The organism is Dictyobacter sp. Z7_2 (assembly GCF_057551105.1).
The window spans coordinates 3,918,729-3,937,190 of the sequence record NZ_BAAJPE010000002.1; the positions used below are offsets into that span (position 1 = coordinate 3,918,729).

Annotated in this window: 12 protein-coding genes; 7 read left to right on the forward strand and 5 right to left on the reverse strand. The window is 51.7% G+C overall.

Annotated elements, in window-relative coordinates; all coding sequences use genetic code 11:
- Window positions 1-39 precede the first annotated feature (39 nt).
- Window positions 40-1,719 (reverse strand): lipopolysaccharide biosynthesis protein, encoded by a 1,680-nt coding sequence (locus AC27N8_RS29950; RefSeq protein WP_487072383.1) that lies wholly within the window; start codon window positions 1,717-1,719, stop codon window positions 40-42.
- 453 nt (window positions 1,720-2,172) lie between these two features.
- Here AC27N8_RS29950 and AC27N8_RS29955 point away from each other — a divergent pair, with 453 nt between their 5' ends.
- The 5 genes from AC27N8_RS29955 (at window position 2,173) to AC27N8_RS29975 (ending at window position 9,865) form a co-directional block, all read left to right on the forward strand.
- On the forward strand, window positions 2,173-7,410 hold the full coding sequence (locus tag AC27N8_RS29955; protein WP_487072384.1) for a HEAT repeat domain-containing protein: 5,238 nt from the start codon (window positions 2,173-2,175) through the stop codon (window positions 7,408-7,410).
- 135 nt (window positions 7,411-7,545) lie between these two features.
- A complete protein-coding gene (locus AC27N8_RS29960; protein ID WP_487072385.1) occupies window positions 7,546-8,052 on the forward strand; it encodes a pyridoxamine 5'-phosphate oxidase family protein in 507 nt (168 codons plus the stop codon).
- 277 nt (window positions 8,053-8,329) lie between these two features.
- A complete protein-coding gene (locus AC27N8_RS29965; RefSeq protein WP_487072387.1) occupies window positions 8,330-8,953 on the forward strand; it encodes a TetR/AcrR family transcriptional regulator in 624 nt (207 codons plus the stop codon).
- 159 nt (window positions 8,954-9,112) lie between these two features.
- Window positions 9,113-9,757 (forward strand): PPOX class F420-dependent oxidoreductase, encoded by a 645-nt coding sequence (locus AC27N8_RS29970; protein WP_487072389.1) that lies wholly within the window; start codon window positions 9,113-9,115, stop codon window positions 9,755-9,757.
- Between the two features lie 6 nt (window positions 9,758-9,763).
- Entirely contained in the window at window positions 9,764-9,865 is a 102-nt protein-coding gene (locus AC27N8_RS29975; RefSeq protein WP_487074772.1) for a hypothetical protein, read from the forward strand.
- Between the two features lie 4 nt (window positions 9,866-9,869).
- On the opposite strand, the gene AC27N8_RS29980 is transcribed toward AC27N8_RS29975, so the two are convergent.
- Both AC27N8_RS29980 and AC27N8_RS29985 read right to left on the reverse strand, forming a co-directional pair.
- On the reverse strand, window positions 9,870-11,759 hold the full coding sequence (locus AC27N8_RS29980) for a glycoside hydrolase family 127 protein (RefSeq protein WP_487072391.1): 1,890 nt from the start codon (window positions 11,757-11,759) through the stop codon (window positions 9,870-9,872).
- 128 nt (window positions 11,760-11,887) lie between these two features.
- A complete protein-coding gene (locus AC27N8_RS29985; protein WP_487072393.1) occupies window positions 11,888-12,610 on the reverse strand; it encodes an STM3941 family protein in 723 nt (240 codons plus the stop codon).
- Window positions 12,611-12,906: 296 nt separating this feature from the next.
- Between AC27N8_RS29985 and AC27N8_RS29990 the strand changes: the two genes are divergently transcribed.
- Together AC27N8_RS29990 and AC27N8_RS29995 are read left to right on the forward strand one after the other, a co-directional pair.
- Window positions 12,907-15,753 carry a helix-turn-helix domain-containing protein gene (locus tag AC27N8_RS29990; RefSeq protein WP_487072395.1) on the forward strand — a complete coding sequence of 949 codons (2,847 nt, stop codon included), beginning with the start codon at window positions 12,907-12,909 and terminating at the stop codon, window positions 15,751-15,753.
- A gap of 169 nt (window positions 15,754-15,922) precedes the next feature.
- Window positions 15,923-16,468, forward strand: a complete 546-nt coding sequence (locus AC27N8_RS29995) for a hypothetical protein (RefSeq protein ID WP_487072397.1) — start codon at window positions 15,923-15,925, stop codon at window positions 16,466-16,468.
- A 121-nt stretch (window positions 16,469-16,589) separates the two neighbouring features.
- On the opposite strand, the gene AC27N8_RS30000 is transcribed toward AC27N8_RS29995, so the two are convergent.
- Entirely contained in the window at window positions 16,590-17,477 is an 888-nt protein-coding gene (locus AC27N8_RS30000; RefSeq protein ID WP_487072399.1) for a carbohydrate ABC transporter permease, read from the reverse strand.
- On the reverse strand, window positions 17,477-18,433 hold the full coding sequence (locus tag AC27N8_RS30005; RefSeq protein ID WP_487072401.1) for a carbohydrate ABC transporter permease: 957 nt from the start codon (window positions 18,431-18,433) through the stop codon (window positions 17,477-17,479). The genes AC27N8_RS30000 and AC27N8_RS30005 overlap by 1 nt, the downstream gene beginning before the upstream one ends.
- Between the last annotated feature and the right edge of the window lie 29 nt (window positions 18,434-18,462).

An 18,462-nucleotide genomic window follows, 5' to 3' on the forward strand; every position in this document is an offset into this window, starting at 1 on the left:
TCTTCCTCTTCTTCTCGCCACTATCAGGTTGATGTTTATCTATGCAAGTTTCTTTGTTGACTGTCGGGTAAAGGGATGCAAAAATTTCGCGATTTTTGGATTCATCTGCTGAAGCATCGCTATATCCATCGAGCTGAAAGGTTTAATCCATAGTAAAAGACCCAGGCATAATAGCACAAAGACGCAACCAGAAATACCCAGCAGTATCCGGCTGCTTGGATGCCAGAGTAAAAATGGCAGTGCGGCAATGGCCAATGCCAGCATAAAGCGTAGCGTGAAAACGCTTAAATTGATACGATTCTCGCGCGGAATATAGCTCAGGATGGAGATAAGGAGCAGGAGGCCGGTTGTGAGTTTTGCCAATCCGTCAGCCATCAGAGCTCCGGCCGCTCCAAACATGGGGATGAGTATACAGCCGGCTCCGATCACAACGCCGATACCGATCCACTGGCTAAAGACGACCAGCTTGGGATTCCCGACGATGTAGAGGCTGGCTTGATGGATGGTTGCTCCTAGTATGCGTACAAATAAATTGAAGAGTAGAAAGATCATCAGGAGTTCTCCTACGGGAGCATATTTGCTGCCATAGAGCACCTGCGTAATGGTACCTGCGTTGAAGAGGCAAAAGACCAGTCCAGGGGCGGCCAGTACTGTTTCGACTTTAATCAAGGACTGCCAGGTTTGCCCTAAGCGCGCATGATTCTTTCCTACGTATGCCGCCGATAGTGCTGATCCACCAACGCCTGAGAAGCCTCCGACGAGCAGGACGTTAGCGGCGTCCGCCAGTTGGAAGGAGAGGTTAAAGTAGCCGATGTCGGTGTAGGATATCAGGTAGATACCCAGCAGAATCACTGATATCTGCTTGAGTAGCGCTCCCGAGGCGAGGTTGGTCAGCCAGGCTGAAATACTGAGCTTGAGCACGGCTCGCAGCGGCGTTTTATAATTTGTCCGGGGCGAAAATAAAAATGGGAATTGCCAGATAACAAAAGCGAGCGCATTGGCTATCGCTAACAGCGCTTGCAGCCATAGAATGGCTGTGATGCTCCCTCCTTGTGAGAGCAGTACAAAGCCAGCGATCAGGAGAATGACCTGTGTGCCGCCACTAATGGCTAAGACGATCTGTGTGCGTAACTGGGCTGAGCAGAGTGCTGTGAGCGTGTTGCCAATGCCAGTTCCAAAGACATAGAGCATAATTGGTATATTATACGTCACTAAGATAGGATCTTGTAATCCTGCGCTGATACTTTTTGCTCCTGCGAGGGGAATGAGCTCGATACCCGAGGCGAGCAGTGGTAAGCCAAAAGCGAGGACAGCAATGCTGATGACAAGCATCAATAGACGTAATCCGACAATCTGTCGGGCGAGTTTGGCCGCATCCGCCTTCCCGTTTTCGGCCAGAATGCGTGGGATAAATGTGGTGGTGGCATCTTCGAGTCCCAGCGCGGCGATATAGGTGATTGTATTGATGGTGGTCTGGATGACTGCGTAGATGCCATACTGATCTGGTCGAAGCTCGCGGGTGAGTAGAATCGTAAAAAGAAATGAGGAGACAAGAAACCAGAAGCTATATACCTGATTGAAAAGATAGCTGCTTGGGGCACGTTTGAGTAAGTGTAGTGCTCCCGTCTGGTGCGATAAGGGCGCCGTATCAGCTGTCGAGACGTGCATCGTCCTTTTGTTTTCTGGCTGTGATTGGTTTGCGGCAATTTTTCTAGACACGATATAAACCTGTAAAGCCGTTTCCTGATCGCATACCGGCTTGTTCCTTTCTTAAGGTACGGTGACTCCGTTGATACGTGCGTGTTGTCACATGTTTGCGGCAAAGCAGCACTACACTCTGGTCGTCATAATTTCCGATGACATCTGTAGGCTGCAACGGTAATTTTTGCATGCTTCCATTTTAACTCATTTTTGACACTTAGGGCTTTTACTAGCTAATAGATCCTAGCGAGTTAGCGGGCTTGACCATAGTGACTTCCTTTAGCGCGTAATTGATCGCTCTAGAATAGAACGTTCCAAAGGTAGATTTATGGTTGCCGGTACTATTTGGGGTCTTATTTGCTCTGTCATCTTGATGCTTATAAGGACTATTTCGTATTGCTTGTTCGGATGGATTGATTGCGATATACTGTTTTTACTATGTTTATAAAAAGAAATTTGGAGTAATTATAAATGGAACAACAGGTTCAAAAAACAAATGCCTCCCCGCCGTCAGGCGGAGGACGAGGGATGGGGACGGTCTTGCCGCGCCTAATCCCCTGTGTTCTGCTGGGCCTGGGCGCGACTGCGATTCTAACACTTCTACTTGTCTTTGGTCTCCTTTTTCCCTTGCATCTTCTGGCTCAATTGACATTGTTTCTCTTACTGGCTATACCCGAACTTTTAATCTTTACTGCAATCTTTTTCTTTCTTGCCAGACCCTGGGCCATCGTGCGTTATCTGCGCACCGTGCATGGAGCTCAACAATCTTATCATGATCTGTATACGCCTCTGACCACTCTGACTAATATTCGTACTACCAGGGACCTCGCCCAGGAGCAACCGCAAGCTCTCGATGAGCCGGTCCAGCACAATGAATATATTTCTCTTTTGCAACTGGTTGAACATCAGCAGACGCCTCTCCTCATCCTGGGTGTACCGGGAGCCGGTAAAACGATGGCTTTACGAGCGTATCAATATCTTACCTCCGAGCAGCCCTTTAAAATTGCTACCAGCGGCGGCAAAATTCCCATCTATGTGCCGATGAAGAATTATAGCCTCTACCTGAAACAATTGCAGGTCGAAACGTTGTTAGCTGATGAAGAAGCGCTCTCACCCTCGCTGCTCTCATACCTCGTTCAGAGCGATCTACCGGGGATGCGCTACCTCCATAGCTATATCATTCCTTTATTTAAGCAAGGACGGCTGCTGTTCCTCTGTGACGGTCTCAATGAGGTTGATAGTGACTATCTGGCTCAGGTGGGGACCGAACTGGCTGCGATTATGCGCACGAGCCAGAATCGGCTGGTCATCACCTGTCGCGAGGTGGATTATCGGGAGCAGGCCGATTTCGTTGAGCTGGTTGAGGATGGTCGAGCGACCCGCGTCGTTGTTTATCCGTTGCAACTCGATCAGGTCTATGCCTTTGTCGAGCGCTACGTCGAGCAGCAATCCGATCAGTGGCGGCATACGGCCGGACAGATCATGACGGTCATCGATCGCAGTCGCTTGCGCTATCACTGCACGAACCCGATGATGCTCTTCACATTGATGGGCATTATTGATAAGATCGGTGTCGAGTATGGGAAGCTGATAGATACACGTGGACTCTTGTTACGCGAGTCTGTTACGCAGCTCATCGCTCAGGAGAGCGATAAGTGGGATGGTACTGCCCCCGCTGAGCAGGATGTTGTAGGCTTTCTGAGCGAAGTCGCCTGCGCGGCTCGCTGGGCGCAAGATAGAAATGCGATTCAGTTGATAGCTCCCACGCGTACGGGCCTGACTGTGCCACGCGGAGCGCGTAACATCGAGGTGATTCGCGATGAGCTGACGTCCTGGCTACAGGAGCATCGTGCTCAAGGACCTTTTGTGGTTGAGAGCGAGCCGGTGCGTGCCTCTTATGGTGATACAGCTCCCCTGCTCCGCTTCGCGCAAAGTGCGGGACTGATCGACATCAGTTCGGATGGCGTGCTGAGCTTTCGACATGAGCTGATCGCTGAGTATCTGGTCGCTGAGTATTTTCTGGCCTGCGAGCAGAACGATTTGACTCAGTTAGCGATCCGCTCCGAGCTGCTGGAGGATGTTGGTCGCTGGAGCGAGCCAGTGGCGATCTGGGCTGGTCTGCTGGATGATCCTCTGGAGTTGGCCGAATGCTTTGGACGCTTAGGCGTGAATAAGCAGAGCTATGTGCTTCAGGCTCTCACGTTGGGATTAATCTGTGTTGGTGTGCTGTGGACCCCTCCCCAGGCTGATATCCAGCATCATGTGGAACTGCCTCCCTCCATTGGTGAAGCGCTGTCCATCGCGGTACAGAACAAAGCTGCTCGCGAAGAACTGGCTCAGCTTTTTACGCATAGCGCTGAGGAGGGTGGCCTGGAGGTCTATCGTTCCTTGCTGCCTCTGGTAACGCTGGATGGCATCGAAGAGTTGATCATTTTATTGGATCGCACGGTGGTGCCGGATCTGCTCTTTACACAATTGCAGGATGCTATCAGTAATCCTGCGTATGAGCAGCAAGTGAAGCGTATTATCCGTGTCCTCGGCCTGTTTGGAGCGGTTGTGGTGCCCCGTGCCACTGAACTGAGCTTGCCAGCTCCTGAACGCTCTTTGCGCTTACGCGCCGCCGCTGTGAATACCCTGGGAGGCACGAACGATATTTCTGCGGTTGAGCCTCTGATGGAGCGTTTGCAGGATACTGAGATGTTTATTGCTCAACGTTCTACCAATGCTTTGATCCGTCTGGGGCCGCAATTGACTTTGGAACGTGTGCTTGAAGAGCTCGATGCCAATGCCAATCGGCCATTTTCGTCTCGTGTGCATCAGGCGGTGCTGACCGTGGTTGATCGCTTTCTGGACGATAAGGATAGCACCAGATATCTGGTTTCGCTGGCACAGTATCAGCAGATTCTGGAGCATGTGGTGCTCATGCTGACTTCGCGCTATCAGAACGAAGCGGAGACACAGCAGATGGCCCGCGAATTCCTGGTCAAGCAGGCCAAAAATGCTGCGCCGCTGGCGCTCCGCGAGAAGCGTGGTGAGAAGGCAATTGATGCTTTACTGGGCTATCTGTCGTCCCAGGATGCTTCTGCGGCTCGCAATGTGTTGCAGGCCTTACAGGAGATCGGAGCGGCAGCCGTCCCGCGCCTGATTGAACGCTTGAGCGATCCTTCAGAGACCGTGCGCGTGCGCGTGATCGATATCCTTGTCGATCAACGTGATTTCCGCGCTCTGGATGCTCTTTTCCGCTTACTCAGTGATAGCCAGGCGACGGTGCGTCAGCATACGATGCGAGCATTAGAGGTCTACGCTCCCGAAAGCATTCCTGGGCTGATCGACGTGATCCTGACTGGCCCCGACGATATGGTGGCGGAGCGAGCCGCGACCGTTCTGGAAACTATCGGTGTGGCGGCAGTCGATCCTGTGATTGAAGTGCTGACCTCAGCTATCTCTGCTCGTACACGCTTCCTGGTCCAGGTCCTGGAAAATCTGCACGATCCACGTGCCATTCCTGCTTTGATCAGCCTGCTGGCTCAGCCACAATTGCCAGTGGAAGAGCCTTTGTTAGCTGTTTCGATTATCCGAGCGCTCTGCCTCTTCTCCGATGCACGCGTCGTCCAGCCCTTATTGAATCTGTTATCTGTCGGTAACACGCTGGTCTACGAGCAGGCGATCATGGCGCTGAGTCAGTTGGGTATGGTTGCCTTTGATGAGTTGATCCTGGCACTCGATCAGCCTGCTGAGCCAGTGGTGATCCAACGCGTACGTCGCGCACTTATCCTGATGTCCCCCTTCCCCGGCGAGCAGCTTATTGAGGTGTTGGAGCAGCGTCGTAGTGCAAATCAGGCCGAACAGGTCATCGAGATCTTGCGCGATAAAGGCCAGGAGGCGGCTCCGGTATTGGTCTCTCATCTACTGCATCGCGATGAGTCTGTGCGTGAATATGTGCAGCAGGCATTGGGACAGATGTCTGGTACGGTTGTGGTTCCCGCTCTGCTTGAAGCTCTCTATCGACCCGATCTGCGAGCAGTTGTATCTGCATTGCTTCTCCGTTATCCCGATGCCGCCATGCCGCCACTTGTCGGTCTGCTCGGCGAGCACGAACGTAGCCTGATCGCCGCTGATCTGCTCCCGCGCTTTGGACCGGCTGTGCTGCGACCATTGGTGGCGGGCTTGAACGATCAACGTGCTTCGGCCCGCGAGCTGTCTCAGCATGTGATCATCTCGCTGGCTCGTCAGCGACAGGGTCAAGATCAGCAGGAGATCCTGCTGGGAATCGTCCGACTCTTTCATCCGACGCTGCCGCCGTACGCCCGTGAGGCTCTGCTCGAACTACTCACCGATACTGTCGCGGATGTCAGCATGCCTGCTCTCATGGATGGCTTAGAAGACGCTCGCTTGATCGAGGATGTCGCCGAAGCTTTTGTGCGTCTGGCCCGCAAGCCAGAGCTCCAGGATGTCGTGCTTGACCGCCTGATCGGAGCTCTCTTCGTGGATGAACAGCGTCAGGGAGCCGAGATCGCGCTGATTAGAAATGGGGGCCTGGCAGTGGCGCGGGTTGGAGAGTTGATCGTTAATCCAAACGCAGCTGTAGCCCGCTCGGCGCAATTTATCCTGGGAGAGATCGGTATTCCGGCGCTCTCATTTATCTGGACTGCTCAGAGCGATCGCAGTAATCTGACGCGTCGCGAGGCTGCCATGGCGGTTTTCCGCAATATGCCTCCTGAGGTGATCAAGGATGAGTTGGTGACTCTGCTGGTGGGCGATGATCGCGATGATATTGCCATGGCGGTCTCTCTCCTGCTGGCCCGCGTCCATGAGGAGGCCAAGCTGGAGTATCGCGATCATGTGATGGTTCCCGAACTGATCGAGTTTGTGCAGACAAGTTCGCAGCCGGAGACGAAGCTGCGTATCATGGCGTTGCTCCTCTTGATGGGCGAGCCAATCATCACCGATCATCTCGTGCAGGCTCTCAGCGATGATCCACAGCAGAGTCGCAGCCTTCTCTATCTCTTCTTCCTGCTGGGACCCTCCACTCAGGATGTGTTGCTGCATATCTTTAACGATACATCTGCTTCGCTGACTTTGCGTGCGGAAGTTGCAACGATCCTGAGCATGACCACGGTCCCCGAGGCCATCAATGATTATGTCTACACGATCAGTCGTCACGGCATCGCCAATAAACGACCTGGAGGTGGATATCCTGAGCAACTGGCCGTCTCGTTGCGAGCGCTTGGTGGCCTGCTCGCCAGCGGGCAGTGGGATGTGGATAAGCTCCAGGAGCTACGCGAGGATGAGGACGATGAGGGAGCTTTGCGTGAGGTGGCGAATGTCCTGCTGGGATGGCGTTATGAGCCTCAACTCACAAAGTTGCAGCAGGATCTGGCTATCCAGCGCGATACCTTCAAGAAAGAGCTACTTGTTTCGACCATGAAGATGGCCGAGCAACAAAATCGTATTAGTTCGCTGGAGGATGATGTCGAGCGGATGCGTGAGGAGCAAGGCGAGCACGATGATACGCTTAAAAAGGTCATGCGTGAGAAAGAAGCGCTCAGTGCCAGTATCAGCAAACTTACGCGTGAGCACAGGCTTTTGCAGCTAGAGCATGATCGTCTTGAGCGCGAGAGAAGAGATCTGGCCGTAGAAAATCAGTCCCTGCAAAGACAACAGCCGCCGCAGCGAGGCTCAGGGAGTCAGCATCAACAAATCCGTTGATGTGAGCTTCAATTGTTCGGGTAGCTTGCGGTTACGTATTGCATCCTCTTATGCAATCGCATCGTGTACTCAGTATCTATGGGAAAAACTACTATTGTAAGCGTTTTTTGATGATGGAGATTGGAGGGCTTTTTCATGAGTTCACATACCGAGCATAAGAGCGATGCCGCACTGCTGAGCGAGAAGATTAAAGATATCCGTATCGCGATGATGACGACGATTGAGCCAGATGGCTCTTTGCATAGCCGTCCAATGGTCACGCAAGACATCGAGGCTGTCAAGTTTGATGGGGATTTCTGGTTTCTCGCCTCGGCAGGCTCCCCAAAAGTTCGTGAAATGGAAGAGCATCGGCAGGTCAATCTGAGCTATAGCAAGCCAGATAAAAATCTGTTTGTAACCGTCTCGGGCACAGCTCAACTGGTCGATGATCGTAAAAAGATCAAGGATCTCTGGAACCCTGTTGCCAAATCCTGGTTTCAGACCGGTCCCGAAGATCCCGATGTCATCTTAATCAAGGTCCATGTGGAGAGTGCTGAGTTTTGGGAAGGTCCGTCGAGCAAAGCTGGTGGCCTGTTTAAACGCTTTGCGTCACATGAGGAAAGCTCGGGCGGTGCTGATGTGAAACTTGATCTACATTCCTGATCATGAAGCACGAAAGAGGGGCAGACCCTGGCCAGTGTCAAGCGAAGCGAGGACACCGTAGCGTCGCACGCTCGCGTGCGATGTCCCTGTGACTCGTACGAGACAGTTAGAACTTGGCGCGCCACGCAGGCCTGCCTGATCGTACGTCGAGTGGGACATCGCACGCGAGCGTGCGACGCTACACTGTCTTCGCTTCGCTTGACATTTTCGGAGTGTATATATTATACTGAAAATGTCCGATCGGTCGGACATTTTCAGTAGAGACGGTGGCTTTGACATGGATCTGGTTGTAGGAAAAAAAAATAGCTCACGTGGTCGTGAGAGTATTCTTCACGTGGCGTTGCAGCTCTTTAGTACGCGAGGTTATGATGGGACGTCGATCGACGATATTCGGCAGGCGGCCGGCTTTAAGTCGAAGGCGAGCTTGTATACACACTTCAAGAGTAAAGATGAGATTGCTGCAGCTCTCTTTCAAGAGATTGTGATGGAAGAGGATCAAGTGTTAATGCAAGCGTATCATGCAGCCAGTCCAGATCCAATGCATCAATTTGTCGCCATTGGCAAGGCTTTTGTCGCGTGGAGCATCGATCATCCCCAGGCGTATGCGTTTTGCTTTCTGCGCGTGCAGCAGGATGCATTGATTCAGGGGAAATCTGTGTCCGAGGATGCACGTCCGCCTTCGGAACACATCTTGCTTCAACTTATTCACGATCTTCGTCGTGAGTATCCCGTGCGCGATATAGCTGATCGTGCGCTTTTAAGTATGAGTATGAGTATAGTTAGTCGGGTGGTAATCGATCCGGCGGCTTTCGGCGCCGTTGATCGTGAGACAATGGTGCAACAAATTATAGAAAGTTGCGTGGGCTTACTCTTTCTTGAAGCTGTACCTCTGCCTGAATAGTATCCAATTTTTTTTGTTCTGTAAAAAGTCCGAACGTTCGGATGTTCTAGTGTGAAAAATAACAATGTAATCTCTCAAGAGACCTTGCCAGTCTTTGTCAAAGAGAGAGATGCAACGTACTGTGATGAGCCACAGCCAGTTATATTGGAGAGATTTCTTATGATAGATTTGAACAATCCACAACTACAAAAGATACTTCAAGCTCAGAATTTTGCGCATCTGGCCACTCTGGGCTCCAATGGTGAACCACAGTCCTCACCGATGTGGTTCTTGTGGGATGGTGAATATATCAAATTTACCCATACCACCAATCGCAAGAAATATCAGAACATCAAGAGAGATCCACGTGTCTCGATCTCCATTACGGATATGGATGAGCCATATTCCTATGCCGAATTGCGCGGCGTGGTTGAACGAATTGAAGAAGATCCTGATGGAGCCTTTTTTAATACGCTCGCCGAACGTTATGGTTCTTCTTTGCTCTATGCGGGAGATCCTCGTGTAATATTATGCGTTAAGATTCAGCATATTGCCGGCCAGGTCCTGGCGAGTCGTTATACTCAGGTATTGATAGCCAGACCTGATATGGACATCTATGCAGCATTTGCTAATTTCGCCGGCTTGCAGGGGCAACAAATTCAGATTGTGCAGGAGGTCAGGACCAGTGAAGCACTGATCTATGTCTTCAAGACCGGTGCAGTGCTCAGTGCTGAAACTGCTGAGGAGATGCTCCACGCTCCCGGTGTATTGTACATCGGCGCAAATCTGGATGGCACGCAAAGATCCCCGTACTTATCGTTGTGAAGCGCTCTGTGGACGCAGCTGGTTGCCGAGCTGCCGTTCTATGAGGCATATCAGCAGAAAACGACGCGAGACATCCCGATGGTAATCCTGCATCCTGCTGTTGCATAGGACACTAAATCCTTATCCAGATCCGCATCTGCGAAGAGCCTCGCTGATCCCAGGCGTAGTAAGGGATGGCGGTTAGTTGATAGTCTCTACTCTTTGGCGGCGTGTTGCGATAGAGTTCATCAGACCAATCATCTGTGCTGGGGACCCGCGCTGCACCCTGGATGACGACGACACCGTTGAGCAGTGTTGGATTGAAGACGCTGCTCAACTGAGCATCTGCTGGTAAATGAGTCTGCTGTAAAGGGACGGTATTATCTATCCCTTCCAGACAGTAGACCAGAGGACCACGCTGGAGGGCGATGCAATCTCGATCGGCGTCGATAGAGGGATGAGCATAGATCCGCTCAATGGGCATCTCCAACCTGAGCACGACCTCGTCGCCAGATTGCCAGGTGCGTGTCACCTGTACATAGCCTGTCTGATCGATCGTGAGTGCTATCTCCTCGCCTGCAACTGTCAGATGGGCCTCGTTACACCATCCAGGGATGCGTAGGTTGAGACCGAAGGTGGCAGGCTGATCCATCTGCATTGTCAACTGGATTGTTCCATCCCAGGGATAGTCTGTTTTCTGGTGCAGCACGATGGTCGTGTCACCAACTTTGAGGGTGCTGGTACTCTGTGCGTAGAGATGGACGAAGATGTTATCTGCATTCATGGAGTAGACGTATTGTCCCAGCGACAACATCAGGCGGGCGAGATTGGGCGGACAGCAGGCACAGGTGAACCAGGGCTGGCGATGATGCTCTCCGGAGCTCTCTAATGGATTGACGTAGAAGAATGCTTTTCCGTCGAAGGAGATGCTACTCAGCACACCATTATAGAGGGCTCGCTCGATGGCATCTGCATAGCGGCGTTGGGTATCCAGAAGCAAGAGACGCTGCGAGTACATGATGAGTGCGATAGATGCGCAAGTCTCTGCGTACGCTGACTCATTGGGCAGGTCATACTCGGTGGTGAAGCCTTCGTTACTTGCCGAGGGTCCCAGGCCGCCCGTGATGTAGAGTTGCTTGGAGTAGAGATGATGCCAGAGCCGTTCGCCAGTCTGCTTGAGTTCGGTATCCTGGAGTTCGCGTCCCAGATCGGCTACGGCGCTGCCCAGGTACATCGCTCGTACGGCGTGCCCAACCACCGCCTGCTGCTCGCGGACGGGGATATGCGATTGGTTGTATTCGTAGGATGCGGCCCAGAAGGCGTCAGGATCTTCTCCCCGAGCGCGTGCCTCGCTGTCGAAATAGTGAGGCTGTCTGCCACGCTCCTCGATAAAATAGTCGCTGAGATCAAGATAGCTACGCTTGCCGGTCGCATGATAGAGTTTTATCAGTGCCAGCTCGATCTCCTCATGACCACAATAGCCGCGTCGCTGCCCCTCGTCTCGACCAAAGACCTGCGCGATGTAATCTGCGTAGCGACAGGCTGCATGCAGGAACTCAGTCTTGCCCGTAGCCTGAGAGTGCGCCACGGCGGCCTCGATCAGATGTCCGGCGCAGTAGAGCTCGTGATAGTCGCGCAGATTAGACCAGCGTTTATCGGGCTCGACTTTGGTGAACCAGACATTAAGATAGCCATCCGGCTGTTGCTGCGCTAAGAGAAAGCCGATCGCCTTGTCGACGAGTGCGGCCAACTGCTCGTCTGGAAGTGTTGCCAGGCTATAGCTGGCCGCTTCTATCCACTTTGATATATCTGATTCCCAGAAGAGATAAGGCAGTGGAGGCTTACCGGGCTGCCAATTATCATCGGAGGCGGACAAATGTCCATCGCGCAGCATCTGCTCATAGATAAAGGGCAAGGTTTGTTCGCGCATCGTCTGGATGCGTGGTGCCCAGAACGTGTCTTCGAATGCAACTGCCGTGTACGGGACATGCTCTGTCGGCTGTGAGTGGGTTGATGATGTCATGCTCTGCCCTTTCTCTAAACACTGTGTTTGAGGTAGCTATCTACGTGTATGATATGACTTTGGCGAGCAATGTGTAAATACTCTTGTACTTGGCCTATATTATTTCTGCTCATCCTGCTCTGGCAACTTTACTCTCGTAGTTGGATTGCGTAAGAGCTCAGTTCAGATTGATAGCGAGTGGATATTTGGGTGATAACTGTCCCAACGGATTGTTGCATGTACACCTGGGGGCAATAGAATGGTGTACCGAGAGTTGATGCCATGAGACGTCGATTGAGACGTTCCGGGAAGTGAAATTGGGCAAGAAACTGATCAGGGTTTTTGGGAAAAATACATAGGTATCTATATTTGGGATAGCCATAAGTGAGATAAACAGGGTCATAGGAAGATGAGGAGATCATAATGATCTCATTCCATGGGATGAAGAAGCTACTATGCAGAGGCATTTTATATACTCTAATCCCTTCGCTATTAATCACCAGCATCGGTATGGCTGTAGGATAGAGTAGAGACGCCATGCTCCAGGTCGTTTTGCCCATGAAAAGGATTAGAGCCAGGAAAGCTACAAATACCACTACCATAAAGGGAATTTCTTCAGGATCAAAGGCATTGTCATCGGTGAACGTGAAACTGAATAATGAAACCATCAATCCAATTAATAACAGCAAAACACCAGTCAGAAGAGCTGTAAGCACGATAATATACTTGCGATTGGTATTGACAATAATCTCTAGTCTGTGTGTTGCAGTTGGGCGACTCTGTTGATCTGGCTGGACAGAGGGCGCGTCAGATGGAATCTCTGATGACGAGGGTGGCTGAGAGTCCTGCTTTTGATATTGTGGATCTTGCATAACCGTTTCCTCCTGAGAATACATTTAGATGATCCATTATAGCATAGTAGTAGGAGGAATTTGTAAATGATGTGCTGCACCTGGCTTGTTTTTCTCGTGCCTTTGCTCTGTGTAAGCGTGGAATATATTGCAGCAATTGATATTTTGCTAGTGCAGTGCTATTTTGTATGAAAGTAGCCATATACCGTCTATGTTGGACTGGCATTTTGCGATGCTGCGGCTGTATAATGCTGTTTGGGAAAGCTCTGCATGAACTGATCTATCAATAAGAAATGTTACGCTCATGGAACGGCGAAATGATGAAGAAGCCTGCGAAACTGGTTCCCAATCTTCAAATCAAGCGTGCACGTGCGAGTCATGGTTGGTCGCAGGAATATGTGGCACGTGAGATTGGTACTGATGCTTTTACCGTCAGCAGGTGGGAGCGAGGCGCGACTATGCCCAGCCCACACTTTCGCCAGAAACTTTGTACGCTTTTTGGTTTGAGTGCTACTGAGCTAGGCCTGGTGCCGCTTGAGTTACATGAATCTGCCAGTAACGATTCTGCTAGTCAGGAAGCGCTACAACTGGATCATGGCGTATCTCCGCAGCCTCCACTGCTTGATCCAGCCATTCCACCTCCCTTCCTGGGCGAACACGATCTTGTTGGACGTGATGAATTGTTGCGTGGTATCAAGCAGCAGCTACTCGCGGGTAAGCACGTGGCTCTCGCGGCCCTGTATGGCTTGCCTGGAGTTGGCAAGACTGCTTTGATTACTGTGCTGGCTCATGATCAAGAGGTACAGGCACATTTTCATGATGGTGTCCTCTGGGCTGGTCTGGGCTATCAAGCCGACATACTGGCCTTATTAAGTCGCTGGGGAGCTATGCTCAACTGTGTACCTTCAGATCCGGCGCAATATAATCATCCAACTGCCTGGGCTGCCAGTCTGCGTGCGGCCATTGGACAGAGGCGTATGCTGCTCGTTATCGATGATGCCTGGGATCTCGCCGATGCTCTGGCCTTTCAGGTTGGTGGACCTCATTGCGCCTATGTTGTAACAACGCGCTTTCCCGAACTTGCGCAGCGCTTTGCTCTCAATGGCACGACTGTGGTGCGCGAGTTGGATAATACAGATGGTCGCATGCTGCTGATGCGACTGGCGGCTGATGTGGTCCAGGCTGAGCCGGAGGAGGCACAGGAGCTTGTTGCGGCTGTTGGAGGCTTGCCATTAGCTTTGACCTTGCTCGGCAATTTTTTGCGTGCGCAGTCTTATAGCGGTCAGCAACGCAGAATCCACGCCGCCTTTGAGCGCTTACGCAGCGCCGACGAGCGCTTGCGTTTGACTGAGCCGCAGAGATTGCTCAGTGATCGTCCTGGTTTATCATCCTCCATGCCTTTGTCGCTTCAGGCGGTAATTGGGATGAGCGATCAGCAAGTCAGCAAAGATGTGCAAGCTATCTTGAGAGCCCTCTCGGTTTTTCCTCCTAAACCGAATACTTTCTCCGAGGAGGCTGCTCTGGCTGTCAGTGCTGGATCTATTGAGTCGCTTGATGCTCTGGTGGATGCAGGATTACTGGAAAGTAGTGGCTCTAATCGTTATACGCTGCATCAAACGATTCGCGATTACGCACAGGCTCATCTCTCCGAAGAGACCGTCGCTGAGCGTCTGGTATACTACTTTGCTGCTCGTTTGCAAGCTCAGGGAGTGACCTATACGATCCTGGACTATGAGAGTAGTAATATCCTGGCTGCTTTGGATGTGGCGTTTACGCGTACAATGTGGCCTGAGTTGATACAGATGGTACGAACGCTGGCTCCTTTACTGATCACGCGTGGACTCTATCGCGTTACTGAGACGCAACTCCAGCGCTCGCTGGAGGCAACGATCGCGTCCAATGATAGTGTAAGTCAAGCGCTTCTCTGGTGCTATCTAGGAAAAGTAGCGCAACTGCAAGGGAATTATGCGCAGGCGAAGGATCATTACGAGCATGGATTGCAGTTGGCTCATCAGTATGGCGATGATAGTAGTATCGCTCAGACGCTGTTAGAATTGGGCAATCTGGCCTGGGAACAAGGAGAACTCCAGCAAGCGCATCGGTTTTTAATGGAGTCGCTGGATATCTTACGTCAACTGGGTGATCAGAGCGGGGTGGCAGGGACATTGAAGAGCTTAGGCAATCTTGCGGCGGATCAGGGACAACCTGTGCTGGCTCAACAGTTTTACGAAGAAGCTCTCGCAATGTTCACTGCCTTAGGACATCAACTAGGTGTCGCCTTTACCTTACAGAACCTGGGGATTATGGCGCGAGAGCGGGGACAGCCAGGACGAGCTTATCAACTTTATCAGGAGTCGCTTACGATCTGTCGTGCTAGCGGCGATCAGCGTAGCGCTGCTGTGATATTGAATAATCTGGGCAACCTCGCACGCCAGCAGGGACAGGCCGAGCAGGCGCGTCAGTTCCTGGATGAAGCTCTGGCGACGCAGCGCTATCTGGGACACCGTCGCGGTGAAGCTTTCACCATATTTAATCTGGGCATCCTGGCCGTGGATCAAGGAGCGTTTGATGAAGCACATCAACTCCTTGATGAGGCGCTGACCGTTTTTAAAGAGCTTCATATGCAACGTTTTATTGGGCTTGCCCTGCTGGAATTGGGTATCCTGGCGCGCAAACAGGGCCAGTTGGCGCGTGCCCATCAGCATTTGGACGAGGCTATGCTCATCTTCCAGCATCTCCATGATCAACGGCAGGAAGCGTTTACACTGCGCGAACGCGGTATTCTGAAGCGTGAACAGGGTCAGCTAAAGCAGGCACAGATATTTCTGCGTCAGGCATTAACTATCTTGCAGCAGTTAGATGATGCGTATGAAGAAGCGATCACGTTGCGAGAATCGGGCATACTGGCACAGATCCAGGGACAACCCGAGATAGCTGATCAACTCCTGCGAGAGGCGTTAGTGACGCTTCGTCGCGTGGAGAACAGGTATGAAGAGGCGATCACATTGCGAGAATTAGGCTTCCTCGCACAAGCGCAAGGACAGCTAGAGATGGCTCATCAGTTTTTGGACGAAGCGCTTATCATTCTAAGCCAGCTAGGAAATACCAGGGTGGAAGAGTCGATCCGTCAGGAACTTACTCGTCTGGATGTTGGAAAAAAATAAGACTAGTAGATGACTAGTTGATGATCTTATTTTCAAGAACCTTCTGCGGCATACTTTGGACATCGAAGTGGTCGCGTCTCCTCATTCCAACGTGAAAAGTGGTGGCCGCGACAAAATGTTCAATATGTTTACACCAGTGGATTTACCACGGAAAGGTTCAAGAACAAGCATGAGTAATCTATGGACTATGATCGGGACATATCGTTTTAGCGGCAAAAGATTCTTCCCTGCGGTGATTTTAGCCGCGCTTCTCCTGGGAATCTTCTCAACCACATCTATCACCAGTGCACATGCCGCCAGTGCAGCTCCAGATAGTAATGTTCTGATGCATCAATCAGCGCAGTCTATGCATTGTGCGCAGGCTATCTGCTCTGCCGTTCATCCCAATGGAACGAATGGCCAACAGCTTGCCCTATGGATCGGTTCCAGCCTCCTGTACGAATCGGTGGCCGCTTACGGCACGGACCAGAATGGTAATTATTCCTCTGTCTGCTTCATCGGCCCCAACGGCACAGCCATCCCTGCAAATCAATGGCATTATTATGGTGGTTATTGGTGGGTGGGCAATGTTTCTCTGCACTATTATACCGGCACCCAATGTTCTGGTACAGATGCGTATGATACGACTACAAATGTTCCAGGCTATAATTTCTGGAGTGACTACTGGTGTGTCTCTCTGCGCACATCTCTTGATCCCACGCCTGGCGGTTGCTAAGTTCGATCTGCTCGTGAAGTAAGCCTATCTTCGCCTCGAATGCGCATCTCTTTCATTGATGAAGATAAGAAGGTCACCGCTTACGCTTAAAGCAAGCGGTGACCTTCTTTTTGCGTGTGCGTTATCCTTTTATGCCGGTTCCGGCGATGCCCGCAACGATCTGTCGTTGGAAGAAAATGAAGACGATTAAGGCTGGGATGCCTCCCAGTACAGCGGTGGCCATGATCTGGGCGTAGTGAATACCAAAGGATGTTTGTACGGTTGCCAATCCGACTGGCAAGGTCATGAGGTCGTTACTTGAGATGACGATGAATGGCCAGATGAAGTTGTTCCACGAGGTGACAAAGGTAAAGACGGCGACAGTGGCGATGGCTGGTCTGGCTAAAGGCATCCAGATTTGCCAGTAGACGCGCAAGCTGTTTGCGCCATCCAGGACCGCTGCCTCTTCGAGTTCGTGGGGGATGCCGTCAAAGTACTGCTTGAAGATGAACATCGCGACCGGCGAGGCGATCTGCGGCAAGATGATCCCCCAATAGGTGTCGATCAGGTGGAATGTCTGCATCTCCGTGAAGAGCGGCACGATCAGGATCTGCCCCGGTACCATGATGCCTGCCAGGAAGATCCAGAAGAGCAGATTGCTGCCGCGAAATTTGATGCGCGAGAAGGCAAAGGCGGCCAGACTCGCCAGAATGACGGTGAGCAGGCTGATGATCGCGGAGGTCAGTGTGCTGTTCCAGAGCCAGAGGAGCAGGCTACTGGACGTCAGTGTGGTAATAAAAGCGTCCAGAGTAAAGTGCGAGGCAAGCCAGGAGATGGGAATGTTGGTGGTCTCGCTCTCGGGCTTTAGCGATGTGTCGATGGCCCAGGCAATCGGAATGATCCAGATGATGGCGAGCGCCACGAGTAGTATGTAGGCTACCCAGGAGGCAATCCGCCCCGGCAAGCGATTGGAACGTTTTTGCTGCTCGGTGGACGCAACGGTTGCTACATCTATACTTTGTGCGGACATCAATTATTCCTCCCCGGGCGCATGAACAGCGCAAATTGAGTCAATGAGACCAGCAATACAATGATAAAGAAGATATACGACATGGCAGCTCCATAGCCCAGCCGGAAGGTGGTAAAGCCCGCGTCGTAGATGTATTCGATGACTGGTCGGGTGGAGTAGTTTGGACCTCCTGATGTTAACAGATAGGTCTGTGAGAATAGTTGGAGCGAGGCGATGACCTGGAGCACGATGATGAGCGATGTAAAGCGATTGAGCAGCGGAATAGTGATCCAGCGGATGCGAGCGCCCGTATTTGCGCCATCGATACTGGCGGCTTCATAAAGCTCGGTAGGTATCTGCTGCATGCCAGCCAGGTAGAGGACAAAGTTGAAGCCGAGAGTCCACCAGACCGTGAGGATAATAATGGCGATCATCGCAACTTGTGGCTGCGTCAGCCAGGGAACCTCTTGTAGGCCCAGTCGATCGAGTGTACCGTTGATCAGGCCGAAGCCTGGCTGATAGATCCAGTTCCAGATCAGTGTGATGACCGAGACTGGCAGGATAAAGGGAGCAAAGAAGATGGTACGGAAGACTCCTTGTGCGGGTATGGCCCGATTAACCAGCAGTGCCAGTCCCAATGCTCCAAGCACCAGGATCGGGGTGCTGATGACAGTAAAGATAATCGTCACACCCAGGGATTGCCAGAAGGCCGCATCCGCAAAGAGCTCTTGATAGTTTGCGAAGCCGAGAAACTGCGACGATCCATTGCCACCAATGGTCCAATTGAAGAAGCTCATGCGCAGACCAAAGAGGATGGGCCAGACGAGGAAAATGAGAAAGACGATCAGAAATGGGAGGACAAAACTGAAGCCGACCAGATCTCTGCGCCAGCGTCTGTTGTTGCGCTTGTGCGTCTGGACCCGGCTCTGTGTTGTAGTGGAAGCATGTAACTCTTCCTTAAGTGACATCTCTGACATAATTATTCCTTTCGTTGACAGCGTTGTCA

Coding starts and splice junctions, on each gene's coding strand:
- AC27N8_RS29955 (WP_487072384.1), top strand. CDS start 2,173: ATGGAACAACAGGTTCAAAAAACAAATGCCTCCCCGCCGTCAGGCGGA.
- AC27N8_RS29960 (WP_487072385.1), top strand. CDS start 7,546: ATGAGTTCACATACCGAGCATAAGAGCGATGCCGCACTGCTGAGCGAG.
- AC27N8_RS29965 (WP_487072387.1), top strand. CDS start 8,330: ATGGATCTGGTTGTAGGAAAAAAAAATAGCTCACGTGGTCGTGAGAGT.
- AC27N8_RS29970 (WP_487072389.1), top strand. CDS start 9,113: ATGATAGATTTGAACAATCCACAACTACAAAAGATACTTCAAGCTCAG.
- AC27N8_RS29980 (WP_487072391.1), bottom strand. CDS start 11,759: ATGACATCATCAACCCACTCACAGCCGACAGAGCATGTCCCGTACACG.
- AC27N8_RS29985 (WP_487072393.1), bottom strand. CDS start 12,610: ATGCAAGATCCACAATATCAAAAGCAGGACTCTCAGCCACCCTCGTCA.
- AC27N8_RS29990 (WP_487072395.1), top strand. CDS start 12,907: ATGATGAAGAAGCCTGCGAAACTGGTTCCCAATCTTCAAATCAAGCGT.
- AC27N8_RS29995 (WP_487072397.1), top strand. CDS start 15,923: ATGAGTAATCTATGGACTATGATCGGGACATATCGTTTTAGCGGCAAA.
- AC27N8_RS30000 (WP_487072399.1), bottom strand. CDS start 17,477: ATGTCCGCACAAAGTATAGATGTAGCAACCGTTGCGTCCACCGAGCAG.
- AC27N8_RS30005 (WP_487072401.1), bottom strand. CDS start 18,433: ATGTCAGAGATGTCACTTAAGGAAGAGTTACATGCTTCCACTACAACA.